Origin of the sequence: Pleomorphomonas oryzae DSM 16300, assembly GCF_000422965.1 — a bacterium.
Lineage (GTDB): Bacteria > Pseudomonadota > Alphaproteobacteria > Rhizobiales > Pleomorphomonadaceae > Pleomorphomonas > Pleomorphomonas oryzae.
The window spans coordinates 418185-444142 of sequence record NZ_AUHB01000003.1; the positions used below are offsets into that span (position 1 = coordinate 418185).

Consider the following 25958-nt stretch of genomic DNA (forward strand, 5'->3'; position numbering starts at 1 on the left):
TTATGATATTTCGTCCGTGACGAGCCCGGACGTTTCTTCGGTCAAAGCGTCTCCTCCCCGCGGAGACACAAGCGGTCTGTCCGGATCGATATCCGGAATGGCGCCGATCAAGGCTTGCGTGTAGGCCTCGCGCGGCGCGTTGAACACATCCTCCGTCCGCCCCTCCTCGACGATCTGGCCGTGGTACATCACCACCACCCGTTCGCAGAGGTTGCGGACGATGGCGAGATCGTGGGCGATGAACAGCAGCGTCAGATTGAGGCGCTGCTTGAGATCGCGGAACAGATCGACGATCTGCGCCTGAATGGTGACATCGAGCGCCGCGACGCATTCATCGGCGACAATCAGCTTCGGATTGACGGCGAGCGCCCGGGCAATGCCGGCGCGCTGGCACTGGCCGCCACTCATGGAGAGTGGCTTGCGATCGGCAAATTCGCGTTCGAGGCCGACGAGATCCAGGAGTTCGCCAATGCGCTGGGGTATCCGCTCCTTCGCCACGCTTTCCTGCACCGCGAGCACCTCGGCCAACATGGCACCGATGGTGAGGCGCGGGTTGAGCGCGTTATACGGGTCCTGGAAGACCATCGCCGTCTCGCGGCGGAGTTTTCTCAGAGCCTTCGTCCGTTCAGTGACGATGTCGGCGCCGTCGAAGGTCACATGGCCATCAGAAATAGGCGTCAGACCGAGCAGCGCGCGAGCCAACGTCGACTTGCCTGAACCGCTTTCGCCGACAATGCCCACCGTCTCGCCGGGCATCACCTGCAGGCTGACCCCTTTCACCGCCGAGAATTCGCGCGGCCCATCGGAGAACAGGCGACGCCCGGTCACCGGAAAGCGGACGTGGAGATCATCGATCTCGACAAGTGGCCGTGTTTTCAGCGTTGTTGGATAAGCAGTGTCGGCAGCCGCCATCTGACGCTCAGGCATCGAGGGGTGTGAGGCGATGAGGTTCTGCGTATAGGGATGTTGCGGCCGTGCGAGCACGTCGCGCTTGTCGCCGATCTCCAGCAACCGCCCCTGCCGCAGCACGGCGATACGATCGCAGGTCTGGGCGACAATACCGAGGTCGTGGGTGATCATGATCACCGACAGGCCGCGGCTCTCCCTGAGCTCCATCAATAGCCTGAGGATCTGCGCCTGGATGGTGACGTCGAGCGCCGTCGTTGGCTCGTCGGCGATCAGGATGCGCGGATCACAGGAGAGCGCCACGCCGATCATCGCCCGCTGCCGCATGCCGCCGGAGAACTCATGCGGATAGCCGTTGTACTGCCGCGCCGGATGCGGAAAGCCCACCTGTGCCAGGATATCCAGCGCCGCCGCCCTCGCCTCCTTGCCGCCGACGCCACGATGAACGCGGATGCCCTCGGCGATCTGATCGCCGATATGCATCAGCGGATCGAGATGACTGGTAGGGTTTTGGAAGATCATGCCGATATCGCGACCACGCACCGCGCGAATGTCAGCTTCCGGTGCCTTGGTGAGATCCCGGCCATCGAGCATCACGGAGCCCGAGGTGATCGCCAGTTTGGGGGACGGCATCAGCCGCACCAGCGAGCGGCAGGTGAGGCTCTTGCCCGAGCCGCTTTCACCCACCAGGCCGAGGATTTCGCCCTTGCCGAGATCGAAGGACACATCGTCGATCAGCGTGCGAGGCCCGTCTTCGCCGGCAAAGACGACGCTGAGGTCGCGGACGGAGAGTAGCGTCTCGTTCATTCGCGCACCCCCAGGAGATCGCCGAGACCGTCTCCGGTCAGCGAGAAGCCGAAGGCCAGCGTCACGATGGAAAGGCCGGGAAACAGCGTGATCCACCAGGCGGTGGTGATGAAGCTCTGCCCTTCCGCCACCATGACACCCCATTCGGCAAGCGGCGGCTGCACGCCAAGGCCGAGGTAGCTGATGGCCGCGCCGGACAGCAGCACCAACACGCAGTCCGACATGGAGAATACCACCGAGCCGGCAATGGCATTGGGAAGCAGATGACGGAACATGATGCGAGGGCCGGAGAATCCAAGGCTGAGCGCTGCCGTCGCGTAGTCGACCGTCTTCAGCACCAGCATCTGCGCCCTGATCAGTCGGGCGTAAGACACCCAGCCGACCAGCGCCATGGCGATATAGAAGCTCTGAAGCCCCGGCCCAAGAATGGCGATGATTGAGAGCATCAGCACCAGGAAGGGAAAGGCCAGGATGATGTCGATGAGGCGCATGAAGACGGTATCGACCTTGCCGCCGAGATAGCCGGCCAGCGTGCCCACCGTCGTGCCGATCAGGAAGGGAAAGACGACGCCGATCACCGCGATCTGCAGATCGATGCGGGTGCCCCACAGAACACGCGAGAAGATGTCGCGGCCGAAATTGTCGGTGCCGAAAGGATGCCCCCAGGACGGCGGCTGAAGCCGCAGATCGCCGTTCTGTAGGATGGGATCGTAAGGAGCAATCAACGGAGCCAGCAGGGCGACCAGTAGGAAGACGACAAGCAGGATCAGCCCGGCCAGCAGCGTCGGCCGCCGCCGAACGGCCTTCCAGGCCGGAGCGAAGGCGGCGGTCATTGCTTCACCCTTGGATCGATGGCGACGGTAACGATATCGGCAAGGAAATTCACCAGTACCGTTGCACAGGCGAACACCATGGCGACGCCCTGCACCACCATGTAGTCGCGCGAAAAGATAGCTCGAACCAACAACTGGCCCATGCCCGGCAAAGCGAAAACGCTTTCAACGACGACGGTGCCGCCGATCAGCCAGCCGATGTTGACGGCGAGCAGGTTGACCGTCGGCACCAGCGAGTTGGGCATCACGTGTCGCCAGAAGACGATGCTCTCCGGCATGCCGCGCGCCCGAGCCGCCGTAGCGAGATCGTCCTTGAGTTCGGCGATCATCGCCGTGCGGAGCGAGCGCATCAGCACGGTCGATAGCGACAGAGCGATGGTCAGAGACGGCAGGATCAGGTGGTAGAGCTTGTCGACGACAGTCTCGCCATAACCTGACACCGGGAACAGATCGAACCGCACCGAGAAGAAGATGATCAGCATCAGCGCCAGCCAGAACGGCGGAAACCCGATACCGAAGGTCGAGATGAAGCGCACGGCGTGGTCGGCCGGCCCACCGTTCGACCGGGCTGCCAGCGAGGCGAGCGGCACGGCGATGATGAGCGACAGCAGTACCGACGTGAGCACCAGCGTCAGCGTCGGTTCGATACGGGTGGTGATCAACCTCAGCACGTCGATCTTGTAGAGAATGGATTTGCCCATCTCGCCATGGCCGAGGTTCTGGAGAAAATAGAAGTATTGCAACCAGATCGGCTGATCGAGGCCATACTGGGCGCGGATGGCGGCGATGGCGGCCGGCGTCGACTTGGTACCGAGCAGCACGCGCGCCGGATCGCCGGGGATCAGGCGGACCAGGACGAAGGTGATCACGCTGATGCCGAACAGCACCGGCAGGAACTGCAGTGGGCGATAGAGAACGAACTTATACCGGTGCATCTTGGCTTCCGGACGTGGCAACGAATGTCATGAGTGGGGCAAGCATCATCGCTGGCTGTGTTTCCCGAGGAAGGCGAGGAGCGCCGGGTAGTAATCCCCCGGGTTCTCGTAGAATGGCATGTGGCTCGAATTGGCGAACACCTTAAGCTCGGCATCGGGCAGATTGAGCTTCATGCGCAGCGCGCAAGCCGGTGTCAGCTCGTCATGCTCGCCGCAGGTGATCAACGTCGGCACGGTAATCTTGTGAAGGTCGGGAACGCGGTTCCAGTCCTTGAGGTTGCCGATGTAGAGGAATTCGTTCGGTCCCTGCATGGTGCCGTAGGGACCCATGTTCCAGTCGGACAGCGAACGATTGACCGGCGCCGGCCACTCTTTCAGACGGCAGACGTGGCGGTAGTTGAGCAGCGTGACCGCCGCCAGATACTCGGGATGATCGATGGTGCCAGCCGCTTCGTGCGCCTGCATCATCGCCACCGTCTCCGATCCAAGCGCGCCGCGCAGGCGTTCGAGCTCGGTGATGAGATGCGGCATGTCGGCGACGGTATCCTCCAGGATCAGCGTCTTGAGCGCCTCCGGATAGGTGAGCGCGTAATCGATGGCGAGCCAGCCGCCCCAGGAGTGACCGAGGAAATGCACCTTGCCGAGGCCGAGCGCCCGCCGCACCGTTTCGGTCTCCTCGACATAGCGACCGATCGTCCAAAGGGCAGGATCGGTGGGGCGATCGGATGCGCCAGTGCCAAGTTGGTCGAAGGCGATCACGCGGTAGCCCCGGTCGATCAGGCAGGAGTGAGCTTCGCGGAGATAATCGCAGGGAAGACCGGGGCCACCGTTGGCCAGGAAAACCACCTCGTCGCCCGCGCCGAACTCATAGGCGATGACGTCATAGCCACCGACTTTCACCACGTGCGTAGCATCCGGGGCGATTTCCCGCCACATGGTCCGATCTCCACAGCTTGATCCAAAGCTCACGATTTGAGCGTGATCAAATTTTGGCTGAATTGGCGCTCAACACCAGCTATTAGAAGTGATAGGGTTCGACGAATGGAGGAGCTTGGGTCACCCACCCGTGGGCGTTTCACTCCGGAGTAGCTATAAATGCTCGTCGACATCGCCGCCATCAGGGAGCGGCTCACCACCGAAACTGGTCTTGACGGCTGCATCGACCAAGCCTTCGACATGGTCAAGGGCTTTGGTTTCGATGCGCTTATCTACGACTACACGCCGGTGCCCTACGACATCGACGGCACTATGAACATCCCCTCGGTTCTCAAGCTCAGGAACGTGCCGGAGGACATGCACGAATACTGGTGCGGCCGCGGCTATTTCCGCTTCGACCCGGTGCAACAGCTCGCCATTCGGACGTCGACGCCCTTTTTCTGGGACTATGACCGCGACGCCAACACCGCGATCCGCAAGTATCTCAGCGACGACAGCCGTCCGGTGGAGAGCTATCTTCGCGACCGCGGCCTGACATCCGGCGTCACCGTGCCCGTGCATTTGCCACGCGGTGACTATGCAACCGTGACCGGCGTCCGTTTCGGTGCCAGCACCGATTTCCGGCGCACCGCCGAAGGGGCCCTCGCCGACTTCGGACTGCTCGCCCACCTCTTTCATGAAACGGCCTATTCGGCCTTTGATGTCCCGGCCCGCATCGGCGCTATGCCGCGTCTCACCGATCGCGAGCGCGAATGCCTGCGCCACTCCGCCGAGGGCCTGTCGGCCAAAGAAATCTCCCGCATCATCGACCGGTCGGTTCCGACGGTGGTAATGCACCTCAACTCGGCCATCCGAAAACTGGGGGCTCGCAATCGCACCCAGGCCGTGGTGCGCGCCATCCACTATCGATTGTTCGACGAACCGCAGACCTATAACTTCTGATAGCTGCTGCTCAGCTTTTCGTCGCGCTATGTTTTTGCTCAACGCATAAGCAGCGCGGAGAATGAAAGTGGCTGACGTCAATGAAGGATTTGCGCCTTTTGGCGCTTACGAAACGTGGTATCGCGTCAGCGGCTCGCTATCGTCTCCACGCCTGCCGCTGATCGTGGCGCACGGTGGTCCAGGTTGCACGCACGATTACGTCGACAGCTTCAAGCGCATCGCTGACCTCGATGGCCGCGCCATTATCCATTACGACCAGCTCGGCTCCGGCAATTCGACGCACCTTCCCGACAAGGGCAAGGATTTCTGGACGGTCCAATTGTTTCTTGACCAGTTGGACGCCCTGCTCTCCCACCTCGGCATCGCCGATCGCTATGCCTATCTCGGCCAGTCCTGGGGCGGCATGCTCGGCGCCGAACATGCCGTGCGCCGACCGGAGGGGCTAAAGGCGCTCGTCGTCGCCAATTCGCCGGCCAACATGCTCACTTGGGTGAGCGAGGCCAATCGTCTGCGCGAGGAACTGCCGCCCGAGGTGCAGGCGACGCTCCTGAAGCATGAGGCGGCCGGCACGATTACTCATCCCGAGTATGTCGCGGCATCCCGCGTCTTCTACAACCGCCACGTCTGTCGTCTCGATCCCTGGCCGAAGGAAGTAAGCCGCACCTTCGAGCTGATGGACCTCGACAACACCGTCTATATCAACATGAACGGCCCCACCGAATTCCACGTCATCGGCACGATGAAGGACTGGACCATCGAGGACCGTTTGCCGCTCATCAACGTGCCGTCCCTGCTGATCTCCGGGAAATACGACGAGGCGACACCTGAGGTGGTACGCCCCTATGTCGAGAAGGTGCCCGGCATCCGCTGGGTGCTGTTCGAGCATTCGAGCCACATGCCGCATGTCGAGGAAGAGGCAAAGTGCCTTGCCACCGTCTCGGATTTCCTGAAGTCTGTCGAAGGCTAGTGCGCTGTTCGATCTGATTCAATCAGATCGAACAGCGCACTAAGCTTTTATTTATCAGGCATCATCTTGTCGGTCCTCGTTTCACTCCGGTCGGATGATGCTGTAGAGGACAGACCATGACCTGGAAGACCGCCCGCCGTTCCTTCTACTACGACGGCGCTCCCGAGCCGGAGGATCCGATACTCGTTGCCGGCAAGGTGGCGTTGCTCGTCATCGACGTGCAGAACGTCTATCTAGATCGCCCGAACCCTTCGACGCTGACGGGCGAAGATCTCGCCCGCTATCATGCCTGGACGCCGTTTCACGAGCGCATGCACGGCACGGTCATCCCGTCGATCGAGAAGCTGCTTGCGACCTTTCGCGGACGCGGCCTCGACGTGCTCTACGCCCGCATCGCCGCCCTGCGTCACGATGGTCGCGATCGATCGCTCAGCCAGAAGAAGCCCGGCTGGAACAACCTCCTGCTGCCGAAGGATGACTTGGCGTCCCAGATCGTGCCGGCCATTGCGCCGGTGGGTGACGAGATCGTCGTCACCAAGACGACCGATAGTGCGCTCACCGGCACCAATCTTCGCCTGGTCCTTGCCAACCTCGGCATCACTCACGTGGTCTGCTGCGGCATCTTCACCGACCAATGCGTCGCCTCGACGGTGCGCAGCCTCGCCGACGAGAGCTTCGACGTCATCGTCGCCGAGGACGCCTGTGCCGCCGGCTCCATGGAGCTGCACGACCGCGAGCTCGAGATCATCAACATGATCTACTGCTCGGTGATGAGCACTGACGGGGTAATCAGTTACCTGCCAGCCGGAGCGTGAGCGGGCCGGGCCATCCGCCGCCCGCTTTCTGCATCGAAGAAATGCAGCCGGTCGGCCGCGACGGTCACCCTGATCTCGTCGGCCAGCGGCAGGTCCGGCGACAGCGCCATGGTGAGGTGCCGCCCCTCGACCGAGCCATGCACCAGCCTCTGGGCACCAAGCTCCTCGATATAGCGAACGGCAAAGGGCACGCCGGCGCCAGAGGCGGCCGGCTGAATGTCTTCCGCCCGCAAACCGACCGTCAGCTTGCCGTCGGCGATCCCCGTGACGCCGCTTGCCACTTCCCGTCCACCGATTGCCACGCAACCGCCGGCCACCTCGGCATCGGCAAGGTTCATGGCCGGCGAGCCGATAAAGCTCGCCACGAAGGTCGAAGCGGGGGTGTGATAAACGTCGAGCGGTCGGCCCACCTGCTCGATGCGACCGCTGTTCAGCACGACGATCCGGTCGGCCAGCGTCATGGCTTCCAACTGGTCGTGGGTCACATACACCGACGTGACGCCGAGCCGCCGCTGCAACTGACGAATCTCGCCACGCATGGAAACACGCAGCTTGGCATCGAGGTTGGAGAGCGGCTCGTCGAACAGGAAGGCGTCGGGCTTGCGGACGATGGCTCGCCCCATGGCAACGCGCTGTCGCTGTCCACCGGAAAGCTGCTTGGGCTTGCGGTCGAGGAAAGGCTGGATCTCCAGCATGCGCGCCGCCTCGGCGACACGCGCATCGATGTCCGCCTTGGGGACGCCCCTGTTCCGGAGGCCGTAGGCGAGATTGTCATAGACGCTCATATGCGGATAGAGCGCGTAGTTCTGGAACACCATGGCGATGTTGCGCGCCGCTGGGTCGACCTCGTTGACCACCCGGCTGCCGATGGCGACCGTTCCCGAACTGATGCTCTCCAAACCGGCGATCATTCTGAGAAGCGTCGACTTGCCACAGCCGGATGGACCGACGAGCACGATGAACTCGCCATCGGCGATCGCCAGACTGACATCGGAAACGGCCCGAACGCCGCCGGCGTAGACCTTGCTCACCGCGACGATTTCGATGGCGGACATACTCACTTCTCCGTTTCGATGAGGCCTTTGACGAATAGCCGCTGCATGGCGACGACGACGATCACCGGCGGCAGCATGGCCAGCACCGCCGTGGTCATGACGACATTCCACTGCGGCAACGCATCGGCGACATCCGACATACGCTTGATGCCCATGACGATGGTGTAGTGCTGGGATGTGGTGGTGACCATCAACGGCCAGAGATACTGGTTCCAGCCGTAGATGAAGAGGATCACGAACAGCGCCGCGATGTTGGTACGGCTCAGCGGCAGCAGAATGTCGCGGAAGAACTTGAGTGGCCCGGCCCCATCGATGCGCGCCGCTTCCATCAGCTCATCCGGCACCGTCAGGAAGAACTGCCGGAACAGGAAAGTGGCCGTCGCCGAAGCGATCAGCGGGATCGTCAGGCCGGCGTAGCTGTCGAGCAGACCGAGATCGGCCACCACCTTGAAGGTCGGCACGATGCGCACCTCGACCGGCAGCATCAGCGTGACGAAGATCATCCAGAAGGCGACCGCCCGGAAAGGAAAGCGGAAGTAGACGATGGCATAGGCCGACAGGATGGAAATAGCGATCTTGCCAAAGGCAATGGAGAGCGCCATCACCAGCGAGTTCCACAGCATGCCGCCAAGCGGCGGCGCCCCCGAGCTGGAGAGGCCGTCGGTCAGCATCGAGCGATAGTTGGCGACCATCTCGTGGCCGGGCAGCAGCGGGATCAGCCCGGACATGAAATCGTTGGGCCCGTGCGTCGAGGCGATCACGGCGACATAGACAGGAAAGGCGACGATCAGCACGCCGACGATCAGGACGACATGGGCAAGCGCGTCGAGCCAGGGGTGGCGATCGATCATGGCCAGTTCCTCAATAGGTTACCTTGCGCTCGACCCATTTGAACTGGATCACCGTCAGCGCCACCACGATAGCCATCAGCACCACCGACTGGGCAGCCGACGAGCCGAGGTTGAGACCGATGAAGCCGTCGACGAACACCTTGTAGACCAGGATATTGGTCGACTGGGCCGGGTTGCCGCCGGTGGTCGCGTGGATCACCGGGAAGGTGTCGAACATCGCGTAGACGAGGTTGATCACGGCCAGGAAGAAGGTGGTGGGTGACAGGAGCGGAAAGACGATGGTGAAGAAGCGCTTCACCGGCCCTGCACCGTCGATGGCGGCCGCTTCGATCATCGATTTCGGAATCGCCTGCAAGCCGGCCATGAAGAACAGGAAATTATAGGACACCTGTTTCCAGCTCGCGGCGATGACCACCAGGATCATGGCGTCGGTCGGCTGAAGAGCGTGGTCCCAGCGATAACCGACCATGGCGAGAAGATAAGGCAGCAGGCCGATGGTGGGGTTGAACAGGAACCACCACATGATGCCGCCGATCGCCGGTGCCACCGCATAGGGCCAGACCAGCAGCGCAGCGTAAACGCGGCTACCGCGCGCGAGGCGATCGAGGCTGGCAGCGAAGATGAGCCCGAGGCCGACGGATAGCAGCGTCACGGCTGGGGCGAAAATCGCCGTCACCTTGAGAGAGTTCAGATAGGTGGGATCGCTGAGAAGATCCGCGTAATTGGTGAGCCCTACCCAGGTGGTGGAAAGACCGAAAGCGTCCTCACGCTGGAAAGACTGCAGAACCGCCTGAGCCGCCGGCCACAGAAAGAACACCACGGTTACTGCGAGCTGCGGCAGGAGGAGCGCGTAGGGCAACAGGCGGTTGCCAAAGACGGTTCGCTTGGTCTGCATGAAAGAACCAGATCGAGGAATGCGGCGGCATCGGCAGCCACCCGGATGAATGCCGGCGCCGGACGGGAGAACCCGCCGGCGCCGGCATTCGTTGAAAGGTGAACAATCAGCCGTTCGCAGCGCGGAAGTCGGCAATCAGCTTGTTGCCGCGCGTCACGACCGAGTCGAGCGCATCCTTGGGGGTCTTCTTGCCGGCGAGCAGGTTCTGGAACTCCTCGTCGATGACGTCGCGGATCTGCACATAGTTACCGAAGCGCAGACCCTTGGAGTTTTCCGTCGGCGGGTTCAAAGTGATCTGCTTGATGGCCACATCGGAACCGGGGTTCTTGGCATAGAAGCCCTGATCCTGACCGAGCTTGTAGGCAGCCTCGGTGATCGGCAGATAGCCCGAGTACTGATGCCAATCGGCCTGCACTTCCGGCGACGACAGGAAGGTGAAGAAGTTGGCGACGCCCTTGTATTCGGCCTCGCTATGCCCCTTCAGCACCCAGAGCGTGGCGCCACCGATGATCGAGTTCTGCGGCGCACCCTGGACGTCGGAATAGTAAGGCAGCATGCCGAAGCCGACCTTGAAGTCCTTGGCATTGCCGATCACGCCAGCGCGCGAGGCCGACGAGTTCATATAGATGGCGCATTCCTGACTATAGAACTTCGGCGGAGCGTCGTTGCCACCGGCCGGACCGCCATACTGGAACAGCCCCTCATCCTGCCACTTCTTCAGATTGGTCCAGTGGCGAACCTGCAGGTCGCCGTTGAAGGTCAGTTCGGCGTCCGGCCCGCCGATGCCGTTCTGAAGAGTGCCGATCGGCTTGTTATGCCAGGCCGAGAAATTCTCGAGCTGCACCCAGGATATCCAGCCGGTCGTGAAGCCGCACTTGGCGGCACCCGACGACATGATCTTCTTGGAATAAGCCTCGACATCTTCCCAGGTCTTGGGCGGCTGCTCGGGATCGAGGCCGGCCTTCTGGAAGACATCCTTGTTGTAGTAGAGGATCGGCGTCGACGAGTTGAATGGCATCGACAGCATGTTGCCGTCGGCGTCGGTGTAATAGCCAACCACGGCCGAAAGGAAAGCCTTTTGGTCGAAGGCGGTACCGGTGTCCTTCATCAGCTGGTAGACCGGATAAACGGCGCCCTTGGCCGCCATCATGGTGCCCGTGCCAACCTCGAACACCTGCACGATGTCGGGCTGCTGCTTGGCGCGGAAGGCGGCGATGGCCGCCGTCATGGTCTCGGGATAGGAGCCCTTGTAGACGGCAGTCACCTTGTAGTCGCTCTGCGAGGCGTTGTACTTGGCGACGATTTCGTCGAGCTTCTTGCCAAGCTCGCCGCCCATGGCATGCCACCAGGTGATTTCGGTGGCAGCAAAGGACGAACCGGACAAAAAGGTCAGGGCAAGCCCGGCGATGAGGGACCGCGTCAACATGGCGTCTTCCTACGTTCGAAGTTGTCGGTGACGGCAAGCAGTAGGAGCGGCATATGACACGGGCATTGCTTCCCCGTGACGGTTCGACGACAGCCTGAAAGGCCCCGTCCGTTCGCGTTCCGAACATACGGCTCATTGCGCCGCAACAGCGAACACGACGCGGGCTCAAGGAAACAAAGGGCGTTTGCAAGGCTCGGATCGCTCACACGACCCCATTTGGCCCGATAAAAACGCCTAATCCTTTCGTCTATATGTATATCACCTTATAGCCTGAACGGCTCGGGGAGGACCTATGTACGTCTCCCGATCCGGCAAAGAAAACCGGCCTGGACGCCGTTTATAAAATTGGTCAGGTCAATATCTATCGGCGCACCTCCAGACAACATTGGGTTGCTGCCCGGCGAAAGATCGCCCGTTCGCCGAGAATCATCATTTTTACGATCGCGATACGCAGCATTTCCACAGAAAGCAAAAGGAACTCAGCACACAACTCTCGCTACACTTCGTCATCGACAAGAATTGACTTTCGATTATATCGTTTCATCATAAGCTAAAATAGAGCACATAGGCAAGTATCTGTGCATTTGTTCAGCCGAAGCAATCAACAACCCAAGTTTGCGCAGCAAATAAACCTAAGCTTAACCCGCAAGATCATGAAATACGCCCCCATATTGAGGGCATGAATCAGCCGGAGGATTGGCTGAGCGGATCGCTGGGGAGAGAGAGATGCGCTGGACTGTTGGCAAACCGAGGCTGAAGGCTTGGCGGCTCGGCATATCCGGGAAGATCGTGTTCGGGTTCGTGGTAGCGCTAGCGTTGATGACCATCATTGCAGGCGTCGCGCTCAGAACCTTCTCTCAATCGAACAGCGTTGTTACCGACCTCGCCGTTCGCAACCTGGAAGTCAGCATAGCCAACGACATCCAGGCAAAATTCCTGGAATATCGCCGCCTCAGCCGTGAGCTCATCTACACCTCGCTTCCCGGCACCGCACAGGCAACCGAAAAGCAGGCCGATGTGCTGCGCGCGGCGATCGCCGACGGTATCGGCAGGATTTCCGACCTCAGCCAGCGTGACACGCTGAACGAGTTGAACCTTGAGTTCGAGTCCTATGCGACCGAGCTGACGCGCATCGGTGTCGAAAAGGCCAAGCTGGCGACCATGCGTACCCAATCCATGGATCCGGCGGTCGCCGCCGTGCAGAAAGGCCTTGAAGACGTCGCGGCCATTGCGCTGGCCACCAGCGATACCGCCACGCGTGATACCGTCAACGAGATCCTGCGGCTGGTGTTGCTGGCACAGAACCAAGTGAACGTCGCCCTCGCCAACCTGGACGACGAGTCCCTTCAGGCGGCGCTCGATACGCTGACCACCGCTGATAGCTGGATCGACTCGACGGCAAAGTCCGGTCCCCAGGAGATGCGCTCGACCTTCGCCGAACTGCGCGACAAGGCCAGCCAATACGAATCCGACTTTACCGTCATTCAGGCATCGAGCCTTCAGAACATCAAGGACGTCGCCGCGCTGAACGACAAGGTCACTGCCATCACCGATACGCTCAATGCCTTCATGAGCGTTGCCAACAAGAGCCAGGCCGCATTACAGGCCAAGTCCGAACAGATGCTGTCCTCGTCCGAGACCATGCTGTGGGGCATCTCGGCCGGCGGTTTGGTCCTTGGCTTCGTACTCGCCGTGTTGCTCGGTCGTGGTATCTCCCGCCCTATCGTCTCGATCACCCGCGCCATGCAGCGCCTTTCGGCCGGTGAGCTGGCCGTTTCCATTCCAGGCCTCGGCCGGGCCGATGAGGTCGGCACGATGGCGGCGACGCTCAATGTGTTCAAGGAAGGGCTCCAGGAAAACGAACGGCTGCGTGTCGAGCAGGATCACGCCAAGGCGGCAACGGAAGAACGCCGACGCGGCGAGATGAGCCAACTGGCTGATGCCTTCGAAATGGCCGTGGGGGGCGTCGTTCAGTCGGTGGTCAGCGCCTCGTCCCAGTTGCAACTTGCCGCGAGATCGATGAGTTCGGCCACAGAAGAAGTGTCGGGCCAGTCGATCACGGTGGCGAGCGCCGCAGAGGAAGCCTCCACCAATGTGGAAACGGTGGCAGCTTCGGCCGAGGAACTCGCCTCCTCCATCGGTGAGATCAAGCGTCAGGCCGACGAGAGCACCCGCGTTGCCTCTCGCGCCGCCAGCGACGCGCAAGCCACCGCCAACCGCGTCCGCGAACTGGCCGACAGCGCCAATCGCATCGGCGAGGTGGTCAATCTGATTGACAACATTGCCAGCCAGACCAATCTTCTGGCCTTGAACGCCACGATCGAGGCAGCCCGTGCCGGTGAGGCCGGCAAGGGCTTCGCCGTGGTCGCCGCCGAAGTGAAGCAGCTCGCCGACCAGACCTCGAAGGCGACATCGCAGATCTCTCGGCAGATCGGCGAGATCCAGTCGTCGACCCAGTCGTCGGCCGAGGCCATCGTCGGCATCACTTCGATCATCGAGCAGCTCAACGCCATCGCATCGTCGATTGCCGCCGCTGTCGATCAGCAGGGCGCCGCGACCAACGAGATTGCCCGCAACGTCTCGCAGGCGTCGTCGGGTACCCACCAGGTATCGCAGAACATCGTCGGCATCACGCAGGCGGCCACCGAGTCCTCAAGTGCCGCGACCCAGGTGCTGGCCTCGGCCGACGATCTCGCCCGGCAGTCCGACACGCTGCGCGACGAGGTGAGCCGCTTCCTGTCATCCGTGCGGACCGCCTGATAGCCATAACTTGACAGCAACTTCACGGCGGCCTCACCGGCCGCCGTTTCTTTTGGCCTCACTCCAGCCGACTGCGGAACAGCCAGCCGGCCGCCGGCAGCGTCACGCCGGCGATCAGCGCCATCGGCACCGTTTCGGCGACGACTTCGGCAAGAGGGATTTCCTTGAGGAACACGCCACGCACGATCACCAGGAAGTAGCGGAGCGGGTTGACGTAGGTCAGCACCTGCAGCCACTCGGGCATGTTGGCGATCGGCGTGGCAAAGCCGGAGAGCAGCATGGCCGGTACCAGGAACAAGAAGGCGCCGAGGATCGCCTGCTGCTGCGTGGCCGCCAGCGCCGAGATGAACAGACCGAAACCGACCAGCGATACCAGGTAGAAGAAAGCGGCACCGTAAAGGGCGAGCAGAGAGCCACGCAGCGGAATACCGAAGATCCAGACCGCCGCCAGGATGAACAGGGTGATGTGCACGAAACCGATCAGGATCGGTGGGATCACCTTGCCGACCAGTATTTCGTGCGTGCGCAGCGGCGACACCATCAACTGATCGAAGGTGCCGAGCTCGCGCTCACGAGCGATGGACAGCGACGTCACCAGAAGCCCCACCAGCATGGCGATCGAGGCGACGAGGCCCGGCACCATGAACCACTTGAACTCGAGGTTGGGGTTGAACCAGTTGCGGGCCAGCGTGCCGACACGGACTGACGCCAGCCGCTGGCCGGCCGGCGTATCGGCCGCGACACCGGCAGCAATGGATGAGATGTAGCCGGCGACAATCTGCGAGGCGTTGGAGCGCCGACCATCGAGAATGACGGCTATGTCGGCCGTCGAGCCGGCCTCGATGTCGCGCGAAAAATCAGGACCGATCTCGACGGCGGCGATCACCCGCTCGCGGTCGATGGCTTCGTGGAGCTCAATGGGATTGTCGGTGTGCTGGACAAGGCGGAACTGGGGTGACGCCTCGATACGGCTTATGAGCTCGGATCCCCAATGGCCTGCGTCGCGGTTGAGCACCATCACCTCGACATTCCGCACCTCCAGCGTCGCCGCATAAGAAAACACCAGCAACTGTAAAACTGGCGGCGCAATCAGGATGATGCGACTCTTCGGGTCACGGAAGAGGGCGAGAAACTCCTTGCGAACAAGGGCGAGAAGGCGCGTCGGTCCCATGTCAGACGATCCTTTTCGCGGTCTTGCGGATGGCCACGGCAAACAGAACGACGCCGAAGCCGACCAGAACGAGGATCGACCGGAGGAACATCGGCCAGATGTCGCCGGCCAGGAACACCGACTGCAGGCTGGGGATCAGGTAGCGAGCCGGCACGATCAGCGAAATATACTGGATCACGATCGGCATCGAGTTGATCTCAAAAATGAAGCCGGACAGCAGGAAGCTCGGCAGGAATCCGGACAGGAGTGCCAGTTGCGAGGCGAGGAACTGGTTCTTGGTCACCGCCGAGATCAGGAACCCCTGCCCCAACGCCGGCATCAGAAAGGCGGCGGACAGGGCATAGAGCGCCAGGATCGAGCCTCGAAACGGCACGTTGAACAGGAACACCGCGAGGACCACGCAGAGGGTCATCGATGCGAGACCGAGCAGGAAATAGGGCACGATCTTACCAGCCAACAACTCCCAGGCGGTAACCGGTGTCGCCATCATCGCCTCCATGGTGCCGCGCTCCCATTCGCGGGCGATCACCATCGAGGTGAGCAGGGTGCCGACCAACGTCATGACGATGCTGATCGAGCCCGGCACCAGGAAGTTACGACTCTTGAGTTCGGGGTTGAACCAGAACCGTTGCTGGACGGAGAGCGGTGTTGCCGTGAGCGCCCGCTCGGCTGCCCGTTGGGCTTCCCAGGTGGAAACCGTGCCGGCTGCGTAATTCTGGACGAAATTCGCCGTGTTAGGGTCGGCACCATCCACGATGACCTGCACGGCCGGATGGCGGGCGGCTGTGAGATCGGCCGTAAAACCGTCGGGGATGACGAGGAAGCCGCCAATCCGGCTCTCGACCAGATCCGCAGTGAACTCGCGGCGGTCATGGCCAATCGTCACGTCGAAATAGCGGGAATTCTGGAAGCTCGCCGCAAGGTCGAGGGTGACGGGCGTCGTCTCTTCCAGCACCAGACCGACGCGCGTCCGCGTGGTGTCGAGCGACACGCCGTAGCCGAACAGGAACAGCAGGATCAGCGGCAGCACCAGCGCGATCAGGATACTGGAGGGATCACGGACGATCTGGAAACTCTCCTTGCGGATCAGCGCGACAAGGCGGCGGGTTCGGCCGCGACGGAGGGAGTTCATGCTGCGACCTCCTGCTCGCTCGCCTCGATCAGCGCGATAAACGCGTCTTCCATGGTGGGGTCGGGCCGATCAGCCGTTGCCACCTTGGCCTTGAGCTCATCAGGAGAGCCGAGGGCGATCGACTTGCCGCGATAGATCAGCGAGATGCGGTCGCAGTATTCCGCCTCGTCCATGAAATGGGTGGTGACCAGCACGGTCACCCCTTTCTCGACAAGGCCGTTGATATGCGTCCAGAACTCCCGGCGGGTGATCGGATCGACGCCCGACGTCGGCTCGTCGAGAAACAGCGCTTCCGGCTCATGCATGACGGCGGCGGCAAGCGCGAGGCGCTGCTTGAGGCCGAGCGGCAAGTCTTTTGCCGACATGGTCGCGCGCTTCTTGAGATCGAAAATGTCGAGCATCAAGGCGATGCGCTCCTGGCGGCGCCTGCCGGCCAGACCATAGACGCCGGCAAAGAAGTCGAGGTTTTGGCTGACCGAGAGATCGCCATAGAGGGAAAACTTCTGCGCCATATAGCCGAGGCGATTACGCGCCTCGGCGGCGTCCCGGCGGAGATCGAAACCGGCCACCCTTCCCTCGCCTTCGGTGGGCTTCAGCAGGCCGCAGAGCATCTTGAAGGTGGTGGACTTGCCGGCGCCGTTGGGGCCGAGCAAGCCGAAGATCTGCCCGCGCGGAATATCGAAAGTGATACGGTCGGCCGCAGTGAAATCGCCAAAGCGCTTGGTGAGGCCGCGCGCCTCGATCACCGGACGGCCATCGCCGGCAGCGCGGGGCGCCTGCGCCTCAGCTAGTTGAGAGCGGCCACCGGGACCGCCGCCCAGCATATCGATGAAGGCATCTTCGAAACGTGGGGTGGCCGGAACCAGACGGTCAGCGTCAGCACCCACAGCCTTTGCGATGCCCTCGCCGTCGCCTTCTGCCGCCAAGACCAACCGGATCGCCTCGCCCTGAATGACCCCGTCGACCACCTTGTCCTCGTCGAGAAGGCGGGCGAGCAACCGGCGGCGGCTGCCTTCGATTCCCGTAAGACGCCGAACCCTTCCTTCGACACGATCGGTAAGGCCGGATGGCACGCCGGAAAAGAGTAGCTTGCCGGCGTTCATCAGAAGGACACGGTCGCAGGCTTCCGCCTCGTCCAGGTAGGCGGTCGACCAGACGACGCCGATACCCTCTTCGGTCAGGTTCTCCACCATCTTCCAGAGTTCGCGCCGCGAGATCGGATCGACGCCGACGCCCGGCTCATCGAGCAGCAGAAGGCGTGGCTTGCGGATCAGCGCGCAGGCAAGCCCAAGCTTCTGCTTCATGCCGCCTGAGAGCTTGCCGGCAAGGCGGCCGGTAAAGCGCTTGAGATCGGTAAAGGTGAGCAATTCGTCGAAGACCGCTGGGCGTTCGCGGCGCGGCAGACCGCGCATGTCGGCATAAAGATCCAGGTTCTCCTGAACCGACAGGTCCTCGTAGAGACCGAAACGCTGCGGCATGTAACCGATCGCCGCCTGAATGGCCGGCGCCTCGGTTCGCGCATCATGCCCCAGCACGCTGATACGGCCGGCGTCGGGCTGCATCAGCCCGGTCAGCAGACGGATCAGCGTCGTCTTGCCAGCGCCGTCAGGACCGACAAGCCCGGTAATCTCGCCACCGCGAATATCGCCCGAAACGTCGTCGAGTGCCGGCGCACCTTCACCGAAGCGCTTTGTCACGCCGGCCAGTTGGACCAGGACGGCCTTGTCTCCGCTCATTTTGTCTCACCGGCGGGCGGCAGGTGAACGGTGACCGGCATGCCCTGCCTCAGATCCTTGCCCGGATGGTCGATGATGATACGCAGACGATAGACGAGGTCCGTACGCAGGTCCGGTGTTTCGACCGACTTCGGCGTGAACTCGGCTACCGGGGAGATAAAGCCCACCTGCCCCTCGTAGCCGGCCCCGGTCATGCCATCGGAGGTGACCTTCACCTTCAGCCCGGGATAGATGCGCCCAAGATCCGTTTCCGCGACATAGGCGCGGACCCACACCGGCTCATTCAGAGCCAGCACCAGGACGTTGGTCGACGAAGCGACAATCGCGCCCGGCTCGCTGACGCGCGACAGGATCACACCGCCAGCAGGCGCTTTCAGCTCCGTATCGGCAAGCGAAGTGCGAGCCGCGTCGAGTTGTGCCTCGGCGGCGCGGAGCTGCGCTTCGGCGGTCGCAATATCCTCGGCCCGACTTCCCTCTTCGATGAGGTCGAGCGCCGCCTTGGCACTGGCGACACGGGCGTTCGTCATGTCCTTGGTGGCCGTCGCCGCATCGAGGCTCGATTGAGCGACCGTTCCTTGATTGCGTAATTGGTCGGCCCGCGACAGTGCCAGTTCGGCATTGGCGAGGCTGGCGACTTGCTCCTGATAGGCGGCGCGCGCTTTCGCGATCTCCGAGGGGCGGGCGCCCGCCTTGAGCTTGTCGAGCGTCGCCCTGAGAGCCGCGACATTCTGCTCGGCGGCACGGACAGCGATTTCATAGGGGCCGGCATCGAGGCGAGCCAGCAGATCACCGGCCTTCACGGCATCGCCTTCCTCCACCGCAACGGCGGCGAGCCGGCCGTTGACCCTGAAGCCAAGAGAGACTTGGCGGATATCGACATTGCCGTAGATCTGCTGTGCCGGCGGAACGGGCAGGAAGTAACCGTAGCGCTGCGGCAGGCCGGTGTACCAGGCGGCGCCCGCACCAGCGGCGAGAAGCAGGATGACGGGGACGATCTTGTTCATGTTGTGCTTTCCCCGAAAGGACGGATACCGGCAACGAGGTCGGCCGCTATGCCGCGGATGGCGGCGACTTCAGAAGGGCCGACCGTCGACCACTCCATCTCGCGCAGGATGGTCGCCCTGCCGACGCGGTAGATGATCAGCGAGCCGACCAGGGACAGCGTCCGCAGGCGCACGCGCTCGGTCATCGGATCAGCCTCGACGAGAATGCCGACGAGATGGCGAACGGCGGCGAGCATTGGTTGCATGAAGCCCGCGTAGACTCGATCGAAGGCCTCGGTCGGCTCAGCCTGTTCGCGCACCATGTAGCGCACCCAGACCGCCGACTCGTCGTCGGCGAAAAGCGTCAGCATGGACTCGCCGACCATGGTCAGAATGGCGCGCGCCTCGACGGCATCGATCGGTGGCCCACCGGATTGCGCCTGAGCGAAACGGTCGAGCACCACCTTTCGCTGCTCGCCGACGCGTATCTGCAGGCGCTCGATCAGGTAATCGGCAACAGCGTTATAGAGGCCGCGCTTGTTACCAAAATAGTAGTTGATCGCCTGAAGGTTGACGCCTGCTCGTTCGGCAAGCTTGCGGGTCGCCACGCCCTCGAAACCGTACAAGCCGAATAGCTCGAGCGCGGCGAGGAGAAGCTTCTCGCGCGTCCCGTCGTTGCGAGCGGCATCATCGGTGGATCGGGTAGAAGGTGCCTTTGTCATGCCCCTCATTCTACACCCGACTTAAATTCAGTCAATCGACTGATTTAATATGACCGATGAGAATGATGCGCTCGGACGGACTCCACTGAGCGGGATTAAAGAGGAACGATGATCGTCAGTCTCGCGACAACGCCACCACTGGATCGAGCTGCGAGGCGTTGCGGGCCGGCAGGAAACCGAAGACGACGCCGATCAGTGTCGAGCAGACACAGGCAGCGACGATTGAGGTCGTTGAGTAGATCAGCGTGAAATCGCTGGAGAACAGTCGCACGAGTTGGCCGATTCCGAAGGCGCCGCCGATGCCAAAGAGACCGCCGATCAGGCAGACCAGCACGGCTTCGATCAGGAACTGCTGGAGAATGTCGCCCTGGCGGGCGCCCACAGCCATGCGGACGCCGATCTCGCTCACCCGCTCCGACACCGATACCAGCATGATGTTCATCACGCCGATACCGCCGACCACCAGCGAAATGACGGCAATCGCGGCGATCAGCAGCGTCAGCATCTGCGTCGTCGAGGTGATCGTCTGGCGGATGTCGTCGGTGTTGAGAATGAAGAAGTCCTGGGTGCCATGGCGCTGGGTCAGAAAGCGGGTCACGTCCTGCTCGGCAAGGCTGGTGTCGACATCGTCGGCGACGCGCACGGTAATCGAACGGAGCGACATGTTTCCCAGAAAGCGGGTCTGCACCGTAGTGAAGGGCAGATAGACGGAAAGGTTCTGGCTGGATCCGAAGCCACCCTGCTGCGGCTGCGTCACCCCGACGATTCGGGCCGGTACGTTGCCGATCAGCAGCACCTGCCCCACCGGCGAGCTCGCGCTGTCCGCAAACAGCGTCTTGCGGGTGTTCTCGTCGATGACCACGTCGGTCGCCCGGTTGCGGACCGACTGCGCGTCAAAAAAGCTGCCCTCGGCGAGCTTGGTGCCGCGCGCCTCGAAATATTGCTCGCCGACGCCGTTGACGAGAGCGCTCGCTTCCTGCGAACCGACGCGCAACGTCTTGCTGGTGGAAACGGTCGGCGTGACGGCCGCCACGTAGCTTTGCCGCGCCAGCGCCTCGGCATCGGAAACAACCAGCGTTGTAATGCGGGCAGATCGCGTGTCACCAAAGCTGCGGCCGGCGAAGATCTCCAGCGTGTTGGTGCCAAGGTTGGAGATGTTGGCGAGCACCTGCTGCTGCGTGCCCTGCCCGATTGCCACCACCGATACCACCGAGGCAATGCCGATGATGATGCCGAGCATGGTGAGGAAGGTTCTGAGGCGATGCGCCGCCATGGCCAGCACCGCCATATGCAACGCCTCCTTGAACCGGCCGACCAACGACCGGAGATAGCCGCCGCGCCGCGCGCCTCCGACAGCCTTTGTCAAAGATGCTGCAGGTAACGCTTCCGAGCTCGGTTCGTTGCGGCGATCGCTGAGGATGACGCCATCGGAAATCTCAATGATCCGGCGGGCACGGCTGGCGACATTCATGTCGTGGGTGACGATGATGATCGTCTTGCCCTCGGCATTCAGCTCCTCGAGGATGCGCAGCACTTCCTCGCCGGAATGCTTGTCGAGCGCGCCGGTCGGCTCGTCGGCCAGGATGACGTTGGCGCCATTCATCAGCGCGCGCGCGATGGAGACACGTTGCTGCTGACCGCCGGAAAGCTGGCCCGGCCGGTGATCTGTACGGTCGCTCATGCCGAGCCGGTCGAGCAAGTTTTCCGCCCGCAGCCGCCGATCGCTCGGCGCCATGCCGGCGTAGATGGCCGGAATCTCCACATTGGCGAGTGCATCGAGTTCGCCGAGCAAATGATAGCGCTGAAAGATAAAACCGAAATGCTCGCGCCGGAGGGCAGCCAGCTCATCCGGCTCCAACATGGACGTCTCTCGCCCGGAGATGCGGTAGCTGCCGGCCGTCGCCCGATCAAGGCAACCGAGAATGTTCATCAGCGTCGACTTGCCGGAGCCGGACGCACCGACGATGGCCACCATTTCGCCGGCCTCGATCACCAGGTCGAGGTCCTTCAATACGGTGATCGTCTCCTCGCCAGACGGAAACTCGCGCCGGAGCTTTTCCAGCCGGATGAGATCGGCCATGGCTCACATCCCCGGCGGCGGTCCGCCGCCGCCTCGGCCAAGACGTACATTCGAAGCCGCCGCCGCCCGTTGCGCAGCGGTCATCTCGCCGGTCACCACCTTGTCGCCCTCATCAAGGCCGGATTTCACCTCGGCGGTGACCTTGTCATTGAGCCCTACCTCCACGCGGCGCTCGGCTGTGTTGCCGTCGGCGTTCATGACCTTGACGCGGTACTTTCCCTCGGCGTCGCGGTTGCCCAGCGCGGCGGCCGGCACGGTCAACACGTTCTCGGCACGCCCCAGCACGATGTTCACCTCGGCGGTCATATAGGTCCGGAGGCGGCCATCGGGGTTCGGGACGTTGAAGTTGCCGTAATAGTAGATCGCCGACGACGAGGAGCTTGAGGATGAGGACGACGAACTTGAGGAGGTGATGGCGGCGTCATTGCGGATCGATTCCGGCGCCGGATCGATGCTCTCCAATGCCGCGTCATAACGATGATCCGGGTCACCGATGATGGTGAAATAGACCTTCTGGCCTGGCGCGACATGGACGACATCGGCCTCCGATATCTCGGCCCGCACCGTCATGATGTCGAGTTGTCCCAGGACGACGATGGTCGGCGCCGACTGGGCGGCGTTGACCGTCTGCCCAGCCTGACTGACCACGGCGAGCACGGTGCCGTCGATCGGGGCAACGATGCGCGTATAGCCGAGATTGGCCTTGGCCGTGGCAACCGCAACCTCCGCCGACTGAATCTCGGCATCGAGGGCTGCTATCTGCGCTTCGGTCGTCTTGACGGTCGCTTCGGCGCTTTCGAGATCGGCGCGAGCCACGGCGTTCTGGTCGACCATGGTCTGCTGCCGCTCGAGCGTCTGGCGGGCCAGCGTCAGCGACGCTTCCTTTTCATCCCGTTGAGCGTGCGTGCTGGCGAGCGAGGCTTCGGCCGTCTTGAGATTGTTCTGCTGCGTTACCGAGTCGATCTCAGCGATAAGGTCGCCGGCCTTGACGCGGTCCCCCAGCTTCACATCGAGCGACGTGATCCGCCCCGATGCCTGGGCGCCAACCGCAACCAGCTTTACCGGTCGAAGCTCACCGGTCGCTAGGACCGTCTCCTCGACACTCCCCCTGGTGACGGTGGCGGTCATCATGGTGACGGTCGGCGCCGCATAGTAGCGGGTCTTGATGAAATAGCCGGCAACCACCAGGAGGACGAGCACCACAAGGAAGATCAGGCCGCGACGGCTTTTGCGTTTGCGCGGTACGGCGGCGGTCATGCGCGGCGTCCCATGAAATAGGCCAGCGAGGCGAGCATGCCACCGGCGAGGATGATACCCACCATCGGATAGACGGTTCCATTGTGCAGCAATCCGACCGCCGCGCTGGCGCAACTCGCCACGGCGAACTGCATCACGCCGAGCACCGACGATGCCGTACCGCGATGGGTGGCGATCTGGCTCATGGCAATCGCCATCGAGTTGGCACCGATCAGCGGGCCTGTGGAAAGGCAAAGCATCAGAAGCGCAACGAGAAGGGGCAACGGCGCGTCGGCTGCCATGGCCACCAGAACCACGCCCATCGTGACGTTGAAGACAAGGGCGCCCACCATGACCTGCCGCGTTGAAAACCAGCGCAGGAGCAGCCGGTTGACCTGCGAAGCGACGATCATGCCGCAGGCGTTGAGGCCGAACAGCCAGCCGTAGTGCTGCTGACTGACGCCGTGAAGGCGCATGTAGACGAAGGAGGAGCCGGTAATGAAGGCAAAGATACAGGCAGCGGCAAAGGCGCCAGATAGCGCCGGCGCCATGAAGGCGCGATTGCCGAGAACCGCGCCGAAGGCACGAACGATACCAATGACACCGACCGCGTGCCGTCGTTCAGGAGGCAAGGTTTCCGGCAACGCGCGCGAGGCCACGAGACAGCCGATGCCGAACAGAGTGAGGACGACGAAGATCGCCTGCCACGGGGCTACGGCCAGAATATAACCGCCGAGAAGCGGTGCCACGATGGGCGCCAGACCCTGTATCAGCATCATCTGCGACAGGAAGCGGGCGCTGCCGCGTTCATCGAACAGATCGGCGACAACTGCCCGGCTCACCACCATGCCGGCACAGCCGCCGAGCGCTTGGCAGAGACGCAGCACGATGAACCCCTCGACCGTCGGCACGACGGTGATGGCGGCGGAGGCCAGCGTGAAAATCGTCAAGCCGGCGACCAACGGCGGCTTTCGGCCAAAGCGATCGACCAACGGGCCGTAGATGAGCTGTCCCACCGACAGGCCGAAAAAGAACACCGACAGCGAAAGCTGCACCCGCCCCTCGTCGGTAGCAAAGCTCTCGGCGAGGCTTGAGAAGCTCGCCAGATACATGTCGGTCGACAGTGGAGCGAAGGCCGAGAGGGACCCGAGAATAAGGGTCAATCCCAGAGAACCAATGGCGACGGTCTGAGAAGGGGACATCGTTTCGTGAAGTTGCCGGGGATACGCCGGCTCGCGGCTCAAGGCCGATGGAAGATCAGTTGGCGTCCGCTTTCCGCAGATGTGGGCCTGTGTTAGTATCGATAACTTCCGGCTTTGAAGCATCCACCACGCCATCCCAGCCGCCGCCCAGCGCCTTGTTGAGGGCGATATAGTTGGTGGCGATGGCAACCGTGCTGGTGAGCAGCGAATCCTCGGCCGTGTAGAGCGAACGCTCGGCATCGAGGACATCGAGGAAGCTCGATGAACCCGACTGGTAGAGCGACTGCGCCAGCTCCGACGCCTTGCGATAGGACTGCGTGGCGGCCGCGAGGCGACCGTTCTTGATGCGCTCCTGCCGGAATGCGACGATGGCGTTCTCGACGTCTTCCAGCGCCGTCAGCACCGACGCCTTGTAGGCGACGAAATACTGGTCGCGGGTCGCCTCGGCCGCCTCCTGCGCGGCGGCGAGCTTGCCAGCATTGAAGATCGGCACCGTTAGCGAGGGGCCGAAGCTCCAGGAAATGGTCGAGGACTTGCCGAGGTCGCCAACCGTGGTCGCTGTGGTCGCAATAGCACCGGACAGGCTGACCGACGGATAGCGGGCGGCAGTGGCAACGCCGATCTTGGCCGTCGCCTGCGCATATTGGCGTTCCGCCTGGCGGACGTCCGGCCGGTTGGTGAGCAGATCGGCCGGCAGGCCAGTCGGCACCGACTGACGCGGTCGCGGAATCGCCCCGCCCCTCTGCATCCGGGCATCAAGCTCGGCCGGCGCACGGCCGGTCAGCACCGCCAAGCGGTGGACAGCCTCGGCATAGGAGGTTTGCAGGTCCGGCAGCTTGGCCTCGGTGCTCGCCGCCTGCCCTTCGGCGTTGGAAACGTCGACCGCCGAAGCGGACCCTGCCTCGAACTTCTTGCGGGTCAATCCCGCCGTCTCGCGCTGCGAGGCGGCGCTCTGTCGCGCCAGCGCCATGCGCGCCTGATAGCCGCGCGCCGCCACATAGTTGGACGCAACGTCGCCAATCAGCGTCAGCAGCACGGAGTTGAGATCTTCCTCGGCCGCCTGGCTACCGTAGCGCGCAGCCTCCGACGAGCGGGCGTTGCCGCCAAACAGATCGAGCTCCCAGGATGAATCGAAGCCGCCCTTGAACTGATTGTCCACCGCTCCTTTGCCCTGCGTCGATTTCTGACGCGAGGCCGAAGATGAACCATCAACCGACGGGAACAAAACCGCCGCGGTCTCGCGCTCGGAAGCGCGCGCCGTGCGGATCCGCGCCTTTGCGGCGGCAACGTCCAGATTGCCGGCCACAGCCTCTTCGACCAGCGCATTCAGCTCTCTGTCGCCAAGCCGTTCCCACCAATGCGCCAATTCCACCGGTCGCACCGGTGTTTCCTTGCCCGACGAGCCCCAGCTCGCAGGCAGAGCCAGACGTGGCATCATATAGTCGGGACCGACGGCGCAACCCGACAGAAGCAGGGCGAGAAGCGGGAGCGAGATCCCGGCAACGCGACGGAGGGAGGGAGAGCGGCTGACCATCGTATCCGTGCGCAACGCCATGGCTTTACTGGTT

At 62.6% G+C, this 25958-nt stretch carries 21 protein-coding genes; 4 read left to right on the plus strand and 17 right to left on the minus strand.

The features are described 5' to 3' along the window. The 4 genes from G522_RS26005 to G522_RS0107395 are packed head-to-tail and all read right to left on the minus strand — an operon-like array spanning position 1 to position 4417. Positions 1–1713, minus strand: coding sequence for an ABC transporter ATP-binding protein (locus G522_RS26005; RefSeq protein WP_051228414.1), 1713 nt, complete (start codon positions 1711–1713; stop codon positions 1–3). Beyond that, the gene (locus G522_RS0107385) at positions 1710–2546 is read right to left on the minus strand and encodes an ABC transporter permease (protein ID WP_026790486.1); all 837 of its coding nucleotides are present in this window, start codon (positions 2544–2546) and stop codon (positions 1710–1712) included. The genes G522_RS26005 and G522_RS0107385 overlap by 4 nt, the downstream gene beginning before the upstream one ends. Beyond that, positions 2543–3481, minus strand: a complete 939-nt coding sequence (locus G522_RS0107390) for an ABC transporter permease (RefSeq protein WP_026790487.1) — start codon at positions 3479–3481, stop codon at positions 2543–2545. The genes G522_RS0107385 and G522_RS0107390 overlap by 4 nt, the downstream gene beginning before the upstream one ends. 45 nt (positions 3482–3526) lie before the next feature. Next, complete coding sequence (locus G522_RS0107395; protein WP_026790488.1) at positions 3527–4417, minus strand: proline iminopeptidase-family hydrolase; 891 nt, start codon at positions 4415–4417, stop codon at positions 3527–3529. A gap of 159 nt (positions 4418–4576) precedes the next feature. Between G522_RS0107395 and G522_RS0107400 the strand changes: the two genes are divergently transcribed. The 3 genes from G522_RS0107400 (at position 4577) to G522_RS0107410 (ending at position 7141) form a co-directional block, all read left to right on the plus strand. After that, entirely contained in the window at positions 4577–5359 is a 783-nt protein-coding gene (locus tag G522_RS0107400) for a helix-turn-helix transcriptional regulator (protein ID WP_026790489.1), read from the plus strand. A 61-nt stretch (positions 5360–5420) separates the two neighbouring features. Then, positions 5421–6326 (plus strand): proline iminopeptidase-family hydrolase, encoded by a 906-nt coding sequence (locus G522_RS0107405; RefSeq protein WP_026790490.1) that lies wholly within the window; start codon positions 5421–5423, stop codon positions 6324–6326. Between the two features lie 116 nt (positions 6327–6442). Further along, positions 6443–7141 (plus strand): cysteine hydrolase family protein, encoded by a 699-nt coding sequence (locus G522_RS0107410; protein WP_026790491.1) that lies wholly within the window; start codon positions 6443–6445, stop codon positions 7139–7141. Here G522_RS0107410 and ugpC read toward each other — a convergent pair. The 4 genes from ugpC to ugpB form a co-directional block, all read right to left on the minus strand. Continuing rightward, positions 7120–8196, minus strand: coding sequence for a sn-glycerol-3-phosphate ABC transporter ATP-binding protein UgpC (gene ugpC, locus G522_RS0107415; protein WP_026790492.1), 1077 nt, complete (start codon positions 8194–8196; stop codon positions 7120–7122). The genes G522_RS0107410 and ugpC overlap by 22 nt on opposite strands. Before the next feature lie 2 nt (positions 8197–8198). Continuing rightward, a complete protein-coding gene (gene ugpE / locus G522_RS0107420) occupies positions 8199–9047 on the minus strand; it encodes a sn-glycerol-3-phosphate ABC transporter permease UgpE (RefSeq protein ID WP_026790493.1) in 849 nt (282 codons plus the stop codon). A gap of 10 nt (positions 9048–9057) precedes the next feature. Then, positions 9058–9942 (minus strand): sn-glycerol-3-phosphate ABC transporter permease UgpA, encoded by an 885-nt coding sequence (gene ugpA / locus G522_RS0107425; protein ID WP_026790494.1) that lies wholly within the window; start codon positions 9940–9942, stop codon positions 9058–9060. A gap of 106 nt (positions 9943–10048) precedes the next feature. After that, a complete protein-coding gene (gene ugpB / locus G522_RS0107430; protein ID WP_026790495.1) occupies positions 10049–11368 on the minus strand; it encodes a sn-glycerol-3-phosphate ABC transporter substrate-binding protein UgpB in 1320 nt (439 codons plus the stop codon). A gap of 726 nt (positions 11369–12094) precedes the next feature. Here ugpB and G522_RS28895 point away from each other — a divergent pair. Next, positions 12095–14128, plus strand: coding sequence for a HAMP domain-containing methyl-accepting chemotaxis protein (locus G522_RS28895; protein ID WP_051228415.1), 2034 nt, complete (start codon positions 12095–12097; stop codon positions 14126–14128). Positions 14129–14186: 58 nt separating this feature from the next. Here G522_RS28895 and G522_RS0107440 read toward each other — a convergent pair whose 3' ends face one another. From G522_RS0107440 to G522_RS0107480, 9 genes are all read right to left on the minus strand, one after another. Continuing rightward, on the minus strand, positions 14187–15299 hold the full coding sequence (locus G522_RS0107440; protein ID WP_026790496.1) for an ABC transporter permease: 1113 nt from the start codon (positions 15297–15299) through the stop codon (positions 14187–14189). A 1-nt stretch (position 15300) separates the two neighbouring features. Further along, the gene (locus G522_RS0107445) at positions 15301–16431 is read right to left on the minus strand and encodes an ABC transporter permease (RefSeq protein ID WP_026790497.1); all 1131 of its coding nucleotides are present in this window, start codon (positions 16429–16431) and stop codon (positions 15301–15303) included. Next, a complete protein-coding gene (locus G522_RS0107450) occupies positions 16428–18167 on the minus strand; it encodes an ATP-binding cassette domain-containing protein (RefSeq protein ID WP_026790498.1) in 1740 nt (579 codons plus the stop codon). The genes G522_RS0107445 and G522_RS0107450 overlap by 4 nt, the downstream gene beginning before the upstream one ends. Continuing rightward, entirely contained in the window at positions 18164–19171 is a 1008-nt protein-coding gene (gene hlyD / locus G522_RS0107455) for a secretion protein HlyD (protein WP_026790499.1), read from the minus strand. Before hlyD ends, G522_RS0107450 begins: the two co-directional genes overlap by 4 nt. Continuing rightward, the gene (locus G522_RS0107460) at positions 19168–19872 is read right to left on the minus strand and encodes a CerR family C-terminal domain-containing protein (RefSeq protein ID WP_026790500.1); all 705 of its coding nucleotides are present in this window, start codon (positions 19870–19872) and stop codon (positions 19168–19170) included. Before G522_RS0107460 ends, hlyD begins: the two co-directional genes overlap by 4 nt. A 115-nt stretch (positions 19873–19987) precedes the next feature. Continuing rightward, the gene (locus G522_RS0107465; RefSeq protein ID WP_026790501.1) at positions 19988–21952 is read right to left on the minus strand and encodes a MacB family efflux pump subunit; all 1965 of its coding nucleotides are present in this window, start codon (positions 21950–21952) and stop codon (positions 19988–19990) included. A gap of 3 nt (positions 21953–21955) precedes the next feature. Further along, entirely contained in the window at positions 21956–23209 is a 1254-nt protein-coding gene (locus tag G522_RS0107470) for an efflux RND transporter periplasmic adaptor subunit (RefSeq protein ID WP_026790502.1), read from the minus strand. Further along, positions 23206–24525 (minus strand): multidrug effflux MFS transporter, encoded by a 1320-nt coding sequence (locus G522_RS0107475; protein WP_342663877.1) that lies wholly within the window; start codon positions 24523–24525, stop codon positions 23206–23208. Before G522_RS0107475 ends, G522_RS0107470 begins: the two co-directional genes overlap by 4 nt. Beyond that, the gene (locus tag G522_RS0107480) at positions 24446–25924 is read right to left on the minus strand and encodes an efflux transporter outer membrane subunit (RefSeq protein ID WP_051228429.1); all 1479 of its coding nucleotides are present in this window, start codon (positions 25922–25924) and stop codon (positions 24446–24448) included. Before G522_RS0107480 ends, G522_RS0107475 begins: the two co-directional genes overlap by 80 nt. Between the last annotated feature and the right edge of the window lie 34 nt (positions 25925–25958).